Source organism: Flavobacterium sp. HNIBRBA15423 (assembly GCF_052655965.1).
The window spans coordinates 3246228-3259552 of the sequence record NZ_CP199751.1 but is presented as its reverse complement, the minus strand read 5'-3'; the positions used below and the strand labels follow the sequence as shown (position 1 = coordinate 3259552).

General features: G+C 30.5%; 4 protein-coding genes. All 4 read left to right on the top strand.

Annotation, left to right across the window (positions count from 1 at the left end; translation table 11 throughout):
* Nucleotides 1-37: 37 nt before the first annotated feature.
* The 4 genes from ACULEV_RS14630 (at nucleotide 38) to sov (ending at nucleotide 13253) form a co-directional block, all read left to right on the top strand.
* Nucleotides 38-3028, top strand: coding sequence for a T9SS type B sorting domain-containing protein (locus tag ACULEV_RS14630; protein WP_445455783.1), 2991 nt, complete (start codon nucleotides 38-40; stop codon nucleotides 3026-3028).
* A gap of 100 nt (nucleotides 3029-3128) precedes the next feature.
* A complete protein-coding gene (locus tag ACULEV_RS14625) occupies nucleotides 3129-5423 on the top strand; it encodes an NADP-dependent malic enzyme (protein ID WP_445455782.1) in 2295 nt (764 codons plus the stop codon).
* 30 nt (nucleotides 5424-5453) lie between these two features.
* Nucleotides 5454-6035 carry a Holliday junction branch migration protein RuvA gene (gene ruvA, locus ACULEV_RS14620; protein WP_445455781.1) on the top strand — a complete coding sequence of 194 codons (582 nt, stop codon included), beginning with the start codon at nucleotides 5454-5456 and terminating at the stop codon, nucleotides 6033-6035.
* 3 nt (nucleotides 6036-6038) lie between these two features.
* Nucleotides 6039-13253 carry a T9SS outer membrane translocon Sov/SprA gene (gene sov / locus ACULEV_RS14615; RefSeq protein ID WP_445455780.1) on the top strand — a complete coding sequence of 2405 codons (7215 nt, stop codon included), beginning with the start codon at nucleotides 6039-6041 and terminating at the stop codon, nucleotides 13251-13253.
* Nucleotides 13254-13325: the final 72 nt, after the last annotated feature.

Genomic DNA, 13325 nt, shown 5'->3' with positions numbered 1-13325 from the left:
TAATTTCTTATATTTGATGCCAATTATGAGAAATGTTATGAGAAAAAGATTATCCTTTTGTTTCGTTTTGGCATCCTTCTGTTTTTCATTTAGCCAAAATTTGCCTAATGATTGCCAGAATTATATTCAGGCCTGCGATAATCAGAGTGTTTCTTTTAATGTTTCTGGAGCTGGTATTCAAGAGATTAATCCGCCATCATGTAGTAGTCAAGAAAATAATTCATTATGGTTAAGAGTAACTATAGATCAACCGGGTACACTTGGCTTTACAATTATACCTCAAAGCCCAAGTATTAACGAAGACTATGATTTTTGGGTATTTGGTCCAGCATCAAATTGCGGTAATTTAGGAAGTCCAATTCGATGCTCTACTACAAATCCTCAAGCAGCTGGTCAATCAAATAATCATACAGGTTTAAATGCTACATCAACAGATACTAGTGAAGGACCAGGTCAAAATGGTAATAGTTTTGTAAGACAATTAGATGTTTTAGCTGGTCAAAGTTATTTTGTAGTGATTGACAGACCAGTAGGAAGTTCTCCTTTTTCTTTAAATTGGAACGGAACGGCTACTATTTTAAACCCTTTTGCAAATTTAAATTTCCCAAACTTTCCTGATGTAATTCTATGCGATGAAGGAGCAGATAACTCAGAACCATATGATTTTTCGGTTATTGATGCCACTTATTTAGCAAGTTTTCCAGGTTTCTTTATCACTTATTTTGCTTCTTTACAAGATGCATCTTTAAATAATAATCCGTTAGTTGGAATTACAAATATAAGTCAAGGAACATATTATGCAAGAATAAGCTCAGTTTCTGCTCAATGTACAGAAATTAAATCTTTCAATGTTATTTTTGATAATATTGCAACTAATGATGTTTCTACAACAATATGTGAAAATACAGGTACAGCTACGATTGATTACGATTTAAGTTCACACAATAATGAAATTTATACTGGATCACAAACGGTAACATATAGTTATTATAATTCATTGGTTGAAGCGACAAATACAATTAATCAAATAACAAATTGGCAAAATTTAAGTTTATCAGTTGGAACTCATCTTTTCTATGTGCGAACAGAAAAAGGTACTTGTTTTGATATTTCAGAATTAACTATAAATGTGATTGAAAGACCAATAATCAATACACTAGTAAGTTTAAAACAATGTGATGATGATACTGATGGATTTAGTGCTTTTAATCTTACAGAAGCAAATGAGTTGATAATAAGCAATACTTCAGGATTAACCTTTACTTATTTTTTAACCTTAGCCGATGCACAAAATAATACAAATCCAATTTTAAATGACATCAGTTTTACTAATCAAACTGTAAATATTCAAACAATTTATTATAGAGTAGCTAATACTAATAATTGTTTTAGAACTGGACAGTTAGATTTAACAGTTGCCGCAACTCAACTTCCTGCTACATTTTCAACAATAGTTATAACTGAATGTGATGCTACTTTTGGAACAAATGAGGATGGAATAGGGAATTTCAATTTTAGTAGTGCATCAATAACTATTTCTAGTTTGTTTACTGGACAAGTTGTAAATGTTACTTTTTATGAAAATTTAAACGATGCTTTAGCTGAAATTAATCCGATAACAAACACGTCAAATTATAACAATATAAATAGTCCAAATACACAAGATATTTATGTTAGAATAGATAGTGATGTCAACAATGATTGTGTTGGTTTAGGAAAATATGTTACACTTCAAGTGGAAAGTATGCCAATTGTTCTTCCTAAAATAGTTAAAGGATGCGATGATAATAATGATGGAACATTAGATTTTGATACTACAAATATCGAAAACGAATTTTTAAATGGTTTGACTAATGTAAATGTAAGTTACACAGATGAAGATAATTTAGTGTATAATACATTACCCAATCCTTTTTCAACAACATCACAAACTTTAACTGTTACTGTAACTAATAATACAACAAATGCATGTAGTTTTTCTTCAACCCTTGAGTTTATTGTTGATGAAAGACCAATGATTAATTCAATTGATTCCAACTTATTAATTAAGTGTGATGATGAGTCAGATCCTTCATTCCAAGATGGAAGTGTTTCATTCAATACTTCTACTTTTGAAAATATAATCATTGGCACACAAACAGATGTTATTGTGGAATATTTTGATGAAAATAATAATCAAATAACAAATTTTATTGGGAACTTTGAAACAATAACGCAAGATATCACTGTGAAAGTGACTAATGCAAATAATGCAAATTGTTTTACAACTGAAGTTTTATCTTTTATTGTTAATCCAATTCCAAATATCCAAATTGAAGCATTCGATAAAGTTATTTGTACAGATGATTCTAGTTCTTCAGTAACTTTAAATGCAGGTTTAATGGATGAAACAACTATTGGAGATTTTACATACCAATGGTATTTGGAAAATCAACCTATTTTAGGAGCTAATCAATACACTTATGAAGCTTCAAATATTGGTAATTATACAGTTGAAGTTACTAATTCTAATATGTGTATTAGTACAAGAAATATGATTGTAAACCCATCAAATATTGCAGTAATTAACGATATTCAAATTATAGATTTAATAGACTCTAATACCTTGACAATAGTGGTTTCTGGTGATGGTGATTATCAATATAGTATAGATGGAGAAAATTATCAAAACGATAATACTTTCTATGATGTTCAACCAGGATTGCTTACTGCTTCTGTTTATGATTTGAATGGTTGTGGAGTTTCAAATGAAACAATAAGTGTTTTGGGTGTGCCAAAGTTTTTTACACCTAATGGAGATGGAATTAATGATTTTTGGAATGTAAAAGGATTTGATGAACGATTTGGAAATCAAACAATTATTTCTATTTTTGATAGATATGGAAAATTATTAAAGCAAATTTCTTCTTCTTCTCAAGGTTGGGACGGTACTTTTAATGCAATTAACATGCCTTCATCGGATTATTGGTATACCATAAATATGATAGATGGACGAGTGCAAAAAGGGCATTTTTCATTAAAAAGATAATTAAACCGAGATTTTTTTTCATTTTCATAAAAGAGTAGCATTAAAATTTTTTTCTTTCATTGCTTATTTTAACTTTGTAAATTCATATAAAAGTGATTATATGCATAAAGATACAAAAAGAAGAGAAGCCTTATTATACCATGCAAAACCAACACCTGGAAAGATTCAGGTAGTGCCAACTAAGAAATATGCTACACAAAGAGATTTGTCTTTAGCTTATTCTCCTGGTGTTGCCGAGCCTTGTTTGGAAATTGTGAAAGATATAAACAATGTTTATAAATATACTGCTAAAGGAAATTTAGTAGCTGTAATTTCTAATGGAACAGCTGTTCTAGGTTTAGGAGATATTGGTCCAGAAGCATCTAAGCCAGTTATGGAAGGAAAAGGCTTATTGTTTAAAATATTTGCAGATATTGATGTATTTGATATTGAAGTTGGAACTAAAGATGTAGAAGCCTTCATTCAAACAGTTAAAAATATTGCTCCAACATTTGGGGGAATTAATTTGGAAGATATCAAAGCTCCAGAATCTTTTGAAATTGAAAGAAGACTGGTAGAAGAATTGAACATTCCAGTGATGCATGATGATCAACATGGAACTGCTATTATTTCTTCTGCAGCACTATTAAATGCTTTGGAATTAGCAGGTAAAGAATTAGATAAAGTTAAAGTAGTAGTTTCTGGAGCAGGATCAGCGGCTTTAGCATGTGCTAATTTATATATCTTATTAGGAGTGAAAGTAGAAAATATTTTCATGTTTGATAAAGATGGTATGCTAACTACTTGTAGAGAAGATCTTTCAGATTTACAAAAAATATATGCTAAATCTAGTAAACCACAAACATTAAAAGAAGTTATAGTAGGTGCAGATGTATTTTTAGGATTATCTGTAGGAAATATTTTTACTCCAGAGATGTTATTATCGATGAGTAATGATCCAATTGTATTTGCTATGGCAAATCCAATTCCAGAAATCGATTACAATGTCGCTATTAATACAAGAGAAGATGTAATTATGGCAACTGGTCGTTCAGACCATCCTAATCAAGTAAATAATGTTTTAGGATTTCCATATATTTTTAGAGGAGCTTTAGATGTTCGTGCTAAAAAAATTAATGAAGAAATGAAAATGGCAGCAGTTCGTGCTCTTGCCGAACTAGCAAAAAGTCCTGTTCCTGAACAAGTAAATATCGCTTATGGTGAGACCAAATTAAATTTTGGTCGTGATTATATTATACCAAAACCTTTTGATCCAAGATTGATTGTTGTTGTTGCTCCTGCTGTAGCAAAAGCAGCTATTGATTCTGGAGTGGCTCAAATTGAAATTGTTGATTGGGAGAAATATGAGTTGGATTTATTAGAACGATTAGGTTCTGATAACAAAATGATTCGAATGCTTGTAAATAGAGCAAAAACAAGCCCTAAGAGAGTTGTCTTTGCTGAAGCAGATCATTTAGATGTACTAAAAGCAGCTCAAATTGTTCATGAAGAGGGTATAGGTGTGCCGGTTTTATTAGGAAACAAAGATATTATTCAAGAATTAAAGATAGAAATTGGATTTGACGCTGATGTTGAAATTATAGATCCAAAAACAAGCGAAGAAGATAAAAGAAGGAAAAAATACGCTAAAGCATTTTGGAAATCTAGACAAAGAAGAGGCGTTACCATGCTTGATGCTGAAAAATGGATGCGAGAACGCAACTATTTCGGTTTAATGATGGTTAATTCTGGTGAAGCCGATACAATGGTAACAGGTTATTCAAGAAGTTATCCTACAGTTGTTAAACCTGTAATGGAATTAATTGATAAAGCACCAGGTGTTACTCGTATTGCTACAACTAATATGATGATGACCTCAAGAGGACCTATTTTTCTTTCGGATACAGCTATTAATCCAAACCCTTCTGCTGAAGACTTGGCTAAAATTGCTTTAATGACTGCTAAAACAGTTAGAATGTTTGGAATGGAACCAGTAATTGCTATGGTTTCGTTTTCTAATTTTGGTTCATCAGAAAATGAAAATCCTAAAAAAGTTAGAGAAGCAGTAGCCTATCTTCATAAATATTACCCAGATTTGATTATTGATGGTGAAATTCAAACCGATTTTGCTTTAAATTCTGAAATGTTAAAAAGTAAATTTCCATTTTCTAAATTGGCTAATAAAAAAGTAAATACTCTTATTTTTCCAAATTTAGATTCGGCTAATATTACTTACAAATTAATGAAAGAATTAAATAAATCGGATTCAATTGGACCAATAATGTTAGGGTTAGATAAACCAGTACATATTTTTCAATTAGGAGCTAGTGTAGAAGAAATGGTAAATATGGCTGCTGTTTCTGTAGTTGATGCCCAAGAGAAAGAAAGAAGATTTAAACAATCAGTTTTAAAATAATATTTTATATAAAAACTACTATTAACTAACATGATAACACATATCCAAGGAAGATTAGTTGAAAAAACACCAACAGAAGTTGTAATTGATTGTAACGGAATTGGTTATCATGTCAACATATCTTTGCATACTTTTTCGCTTATACCAAATGAGGAAAAAATTAAACTTTTTACTTTTTTACAAATTAAAGAAGACTCGCATACTTTATACGGATTTGTAGAAAAACAAGAAAGAGAATTGTTTAAATTACTTATTTCGGTTTCTGGAGTAGGAGCAAGTATAGCAAGAACAATGTTGTCCTCATTAGCGCCCCAACAAATTATTCAAGCCATTGCATCTAATGATGTAGCTACAGTACAAAGTATAAAAGGTATTGGAGCAAAAACTGCCCAAAGAGTTATTTTAGATTTAAAGGATAAAGTGTTAAAAGTGTATGCTTTAGACGAAGTTTCTCTTGTTTCAAACAATACTAATAAAGAAGAAGCGTTATCAGCTTTGGAGGTGTTAGGATTTGCTAGAAAAACAGCTGAGAAAGTTGTTGAAAAAGTAGTTAAAGAAGATCCTAATGCAAGTGTAGAAAATTTAATAAAACAAGCACTAAAAAATTTATAAGACTTGAAAAAGAAATTAAAAGTGAATATTTTGAACAGGCAAATAAAAAGGGTTGAAAAAATATTTTTAGGAATTCTATTTTTGCTTTTTTTACAAGTAAATGGTCAAGAAAATGACTCTATAAAAACAGGTGTTGATTTAGGTAAAATTAAGGTGCCAAATCCTCAAAGTATAGTAGAAGCATATACTTATGATGTTACAACCGATAGATATATCTATACAAATACTTTTGATGGCTTTAATGTAAATTATCCTTTAGTATTAACTCCAAAGCAGTATCAAGAATTAGTTTTGCGTGAGGAAATGCGTAAATATTATAGAGAAAAGTCGGCTGCTGTAGATGGGAAAAAAGAAGGAAGTGAAGAAAAGAAAAAAGATTTATTGCCAAGGTATTATGTAAATTCAAAATTTTTTGAATCTATTTTCGGAAGTAATACAATTGATATAAAGCCAACAGGGTCTGTAGAAATTGATTTAGGACTTAGATATACAAAACAAGATAATCCCGCTTTTTCGCCAAGAAATAGAGTAACTACAACTTTTGATTTTGATCAAAGGATTAGTGTTGGATTACAAGGTAAAGTGGGAACTAGATTAAATGTAAATATTAATTATGATACGCAATCTACTTTTGCTTTTCAGAATTTAATAAAATTAGAATATGGTTCTACTGAAGATGATATTCTTCAAAAATTAGAAGTAGGAAATGTAAGTTTTCCACTTTCAAATTCATTAATTAGAGGTTCACAAAGTTTATTTGGAGTTAAAGCACAATTCCAATTTGGAAAGACAACTGTTACTGGAGTTTTTTCAGAGCAAAAATCACAAACAAAAACAGTTACCTCTCAAGGTGGTGGGACGCTTCAGGATTTTGAATTATTTGCTCAAGAATATGATTCAGATAAGCACTACTTTTTATCTCAATATTTCAGAGATAAGTATGATAAATCTTTAGAAACCTATCCATATATTAATAGTAGAGTTCAAATTACAAGAATAGAAGTTTGGGTAACAAATAAGCAAAATAGAATAAATTCTAATGAAAATAATTTAAGAAACCTTATTGCTTTACAAGATATTGGGGAAGCTCCTTTGACTAATTTCTTACCACAGGAAGTGGTTGGAGTAAATTTAACAAATAACCCTAATTTTTTTAATGCGGTTTCTCCAGATAGCCCTTCAGATAATGGAAATAACAAGTTTGATCCAAATAAAATTGGGACCAATTTTTTAACTCAAGCAATTCGTGAAGTTGCCACAGCAAATAATGGATTTACTATAGGTGTCGATGAAGGGTTAGATTATGCTAAATTAGAAAATGCCAGAAAATTAACAGCTTCTGAATTCACTTATCATCCTCAATTAGGATACATCTCTTTAAATCAAAGATTGGCAAATGATGAGGTTTTAGGGGTTGCTTATCAATATACAATTGGAGATAATGTTTATCAAGTTGGAGAGTTTGGTACTGACGGAGTTGACGCTACACAAGTTGATAATTCTGGTATTCCTTCATCACAAGCTTTAATTGTAAAAATGTTAAAGAGTAATTTAACAGCTGTTAAACAAAAAGCGCCTAATGATTCTTTTACTATGCCAACATGGAATTTAATGATGAAAAACATTTATCAAATTCCTGGTGGTTATCAATTACAACAAGAAGATTTCAGGTTTAATATTTTATATACAGATCCTTCACCTTTAAATTATATTACTGCTGCAAATGGAACTTCTCCACTTCCAGCAGATGTAAAGGATACACCTCTATTAAAAGTATTAAATGTTGATAAATTAAATTACACAAATGATCCACAAGATGGTGGAGATGGATTCTTCGATTTTATTCCAGGTATAACTATAGATCCTCAATATGGAAGAATTATTTTTACTACCAAAGAGCCTTTTGGAGAACTTATGTTTAATAAGTTGAATACTTCAGTAGCTGAGGATTATGATGACCCATTAACTTATAACGATAATCAATCTAAATATGTTTTTAGAACACTTTATAAATCTACTCAAGCAGCAGCTCTACAAGAAAGTGAGAAAAATAAATTTCAATTAAGAGGGCGTTTTAAGTCATCAGGAGGTGATGGAATTTCCATAGGAGCATTTAATGTTCCTCAGGGCTCAGTTGTTGTGAAATCTGGTGGAAGAATATTAGTGGAAGGAGTGGATTATACAGTAAATTACCAATTAGGTAAAGTACAATTGTTAGATCCTTCCTTACAAGCTTCTAATACTCCAATTGAAATATCTGTTGAAAATAATTCTGTTTTTGGTCAACAAACCAGACGTTTTTGGGGTGTTAATGTGGAACATCAATTTAATAAGAATTTCCTAGTTGGAGGTACACTTTTAAATTTATCAGAACGTCCTTTTACCAATAAATCAAATTATGGTCAAGAATCGGTAAATAATACAATTGTAGGTTTAAATACCAATTTTTCAACAGAAGTTCCATTATTAACTCGATTAGTTAATAAATTACCCAATATAGATACAGATGTTCCTTCTAATTTGTCATTTAGAGGTGAAATAGCTTATTTGTTGCCAGGAGCTTCAAAAGCAGATCAGTTTAATGGAGAAGCAACTACTTATGTAGATGATTTTGAAGGTTCTCAATCTTCTATAGACTTACGTTCTCCACTTTCTTGGGATTTAGCTTCTGTACCATTGGAGGATAATTTTGATGGCAATCCTGATACAACTGAACCTCCATCTGATGCTCTTAATGTAGGATACAAAAGAGCTAAAATGTCTTGGTACACTATTGATCCTATCTTTTATGCACAACCACCAGGAGGAATAAATGATGACGATCTATCTCTAAATAAAACAAGAAGAATTTTTAGTAGAGAATTATTTCCTAATGTTGATATTGCACAAGGGAATTCAAATGTAATTAGTACTTTGGACTTAACTTATTTTCCAAAAGAAAGAGGTCCTTACAACTATAATCCAGCGATAGCAGCTACAAATGAGTTTTCTGATGTTGATGCACCAAATAACTGGGGAGGAATTATGCGTTCTATAAATTCTACAAATTTCGAACAATCAAATGTGGAATATGTACAGTTTTGGGTATTAGATCCTTATTTTGGAAATGCTCCTGATGTTGTAGATCCATCAAATTCAGGTAAGTTAGTGATTAATTTAGGTGAAATTTCAGAAGACATATTAAAAGACGGTAGAAAACAATTTGAAAATGGTTTACCTGAAGTTGGAGCAACAATTCCTGCTCTTCAAACCAATTGGGCTCAAGTTCCAAGTTCACAATCTCTAGTGTATGCTTTTGATACTAACGAAGCAAATAGAAATATTCAAGATGTGGGTTATGATGGTTTAAATGATGCAGCTGAAGCGGCAAAGTTTACGGATTATGCAAGTTATAGTGATCCTTCTGCGGATAATTACCAATTTTATTTAAATACATCTGGAGATATAGTGAATCGTTATAAAAACTATAATAATTTTGAAGGAAATTCTCCTGTAAATGTTACAGATACAAATAGAGGAAATGATACAAAACCAGATGTAGAAGACGTTAATAGGGATCAAACTATGAACACTATTAATGCGTATTTCAAATTTGAAGTACCAATTAATAATAATCCTCAAGTAGGGCAAGATTATGTAGTAGACATCAGAACAGTTAATGAATCGGTTCCAAATGGAAGTAACGTCACTGCAAGATGGGTTCAATATAAAATTCCAATTTTAGAGTTTACAAATGATAATGTAGTAGGTTCTATTGCTGATTTCCGCTCAATTCGCTTTATGAGAATGTATATGACTGGATTTACTGATGAAGTTACATTACGTTTTGGAACTTTAGATTTAGTAAGAGGAGAGTGGAGAAGATATGTAAAAACATTAGATTTTAACGATCAAGATCCTACAGATGATAATACAGGGTTTGATGTTGTAGCTGTAAATATTCAAGAAAATGGCAGTAGAACTCCTATCCCTTATGTTTCTCCTCCAGGTGTAACTAGAGAGCAATTATATAATAACAATACAGTTATTAATCAGAACGAACAATCATTATCTTTACGAGTGTATGATAAAGATGGGGGAAATGATGATGGTTTACAACCAGAAGATTCTCGTGCAGTGTTTAAAAATGTGAGTGTAGATATGCGTCAGTTTAAAAAAATGCGTATGTTTTTACATGCTGAAGCTTTGCCATCACCAGCAGAAACACAGCCATTATTGGATAATGAAATGGTAGCTTTTATTCGTTTTGGTAATGATTTTACAGAAAATTTTTATCAAATTGAGATACCTTTAAAAGTTTCTTCTCAAAATGCAGCTACTCCAGAAGGAATTTGGCCAGTAGAAAATGAAATTGAATTGCCACTAAGTGTATTAACAGCTCTTAAGTCGCAAATAATAAGTGATCCTAACTCAATTGCTCCTGATGTTAATGGAATTCGTTTTGAAAATGAACAGAATTTGGGTTCTTCAAATAATAAATTAACATTAGGTATTAAAGGAAATCCTAATTTTGGATTGGTGAGAACTTTAATGGTTGGGGTTAAAAACAAGAGTAATCAGGTTATTAGAGGTGAAGTTTGGTTTAATGAGTTAAGACTTTCTGACCTAGATAACAAAGGAGGTTATGCTGCTGTGGCTAATGTGGATACAAATGTGGCAGATTTTGCTACACTTTCTGCTACAAGTAGAGTAAGTACTATTGGATTTGGTGGAATTGAACAAGGGCCGAATGAAAGAAGCAGAGAAGATGTTTTTCAATATGATGTTGTGACTAACTTAAATTTAGGTAAATTATTACCTAAGAAATGGGGAATAACATTGCCTTTTAATTATGCAGTTGGAGAAGAGACAATTACACCTAAATACGATCCATTTTATCAAGACATTGAGTTAAACCAACTAATTGATAATACTTCAGACGAACAAGAAAAAGAGAATATTAAAAATAGAGCAATAGATTATACTAAAAGGACAAGTATTAATTTTATAGGAGTAAGAAAAGAACGCGGAGAAGAACAAAAGCAGCATTTTTATGATGTAGAGAATTTAACCTTGTCGTATTCTTTTAATGAAATGGAGCATCATGATTATGAAATTGAAAATTTAGTAGATCAACAAAACAGAACCACTATTGATTATGCATATTCTTTCAAGCCTTTGACTGTTGAACCATTTAAAAATTCAAAAAAACTATCAAAAAGTGGATATTATAAATTATTAAAAGATTTTAATTTTAATTTCATGCCTGCTAATATTTCATTTAGTTCTAATATTATCAGACAATTTAATAGACAGCAGTTTAGATTAGTAGATGTAGAAGGAATTGGTTTGGATCCTTTATATAGAAGAAATTACTTTTTTAACTACCAATATGGTTTTAATTATAATATTTCTAAATCATTAAGGGTTAATTATACCGCAGCAACAAGTAATATTGTTAGAAATTATTTAGATGAAAGTAATGTACCAATTGACGGATTAGATATATGGGATGATTATTGGAATATTGGAGAATCTAATCAACATAATCAGCAAATAGTTGTAAATTATGATTTGCCAATTAATAAAATTCCAGCTTTAAGTTTTATAAAATCAAACTATAGTTACACAGGAGATTTTAATTGGCAACGTTCTTCCGATGCATTTTCAACTATTGAAGCTGAAGATGGTAATGAATATCAATTAGGAAATACAATTCAGAATGCAAATTCACATAAGTTGAATACAACTTTTAATATGGATCTTCTTTATAGATATATTGGCTTAACAGGTAATAAGAAGAAGAAAAATAAAAAAGACACAAATAAAGGTGCTAAAGAAACTTTGCCAAAACCAGGTCAGAAAATTACAGCAAAAAGTAAAACAACTAAGAATGAAGGTAATATTCTTGTAAATGGATTAATTGGCGTAATAACAAGTGTAAAAAATATTCAAGCAAATTACACTCAAACAAGTGGAACAGTTTTACCAGGTTATCTACCAGGATTAGGATTCTTTGGCTCGTCAAAACCTTCATTAGGCTTTGTGTTTGGTAGTCAGTCAGATGTTCGTTATGAAGCGGCTAGACAAGGTTGGTTAACTTCTTTTCCAGAATTTAATCAAAATTTCACTCAAGTAGTTAATAAACAATTAAACTTTACAGCTCAAGTAGAGCCATTTGCAGATTTAAAAATTGACTTAACAGCTGATAGAATGTATTCAGAAAATTTTTCTGAGCAATATGATGTAGCTAATGGTGAGTATAATTCACGTTCTCCTTATAATTTTGGTAATTTTAATATTTCTACCATTTTAATTAAAACTGCTTTTAGTGAAAGTAATGAAACCTTTTCAGAATCATTTAACGACTTTAGAGATAATAGGATTTTGGTAGCAGAAAAATTAGCTACTGAGCATTACGGAAATAATAATTATCCTAGAGATGTAGAAGGTTATCCTGTTGGTTTTGGGAAAAATAGCCAACAAGTTCTATTGCCTTCTTTTAGAGCAGCTTATTCAGGAAAAGAAGTGTCGAAAGAATCTAATGGAGTGTTTAAAAGTGTACCATTACCAAATTGGACTTTAAAATATACTGGGTTAATGCGTTACAAATGGTTTAAAGACAAATTTAAACGTTTTTCATTACAGCATGGTTATAGAGCTAGTTATAATGTAAATTCATTTAGGTCTAATTTAAACGAAACACCAGTGGATGCAAATGGTAATTTTTATGCGAGTACTATTATATCCAATGTGAATTTAACAGAACAATTTAATCCGTTATTAAGAGTTGATTTTGAAATGAAAAATTCAATTAAGATTCTTGCTGAAATGAAAAAAGACAGGACTTTAAATATGAGTTTTGATAATAATCTTTTAACAGAAGTAAGTGGTAATGAATATACAATAGGATTAGGTTACCGAATTAAAGATGTAACCATTAATTCAAAACTAGCAGATAACCCAACAGGTGTTATTAAAAGTGATATTAATATTAAAACAGATTTTTCACTTAGAAAAAACAATACTATAGTTCGCTATTTAGATTATGATAATAATGAACTAGCTGGCGGTCAAGATTTATGGTCAATTAAATTATCAGCAGATTATTCATTTAGTAAAAACTTAACAGCGATTTTCTTCTATGATCATCAGTTTTCACAAGCAGTTATATCAACCTCTTTTCCAATCACAAATATTAGAACAGGATTTACCATTCGTTATAATTTTGGTAATTAAATAGATAAAGAATAAATAACATAAAATTCGTTTGTAATTCAAACGAATTTTTGTTTAAAACTATGGTATAAA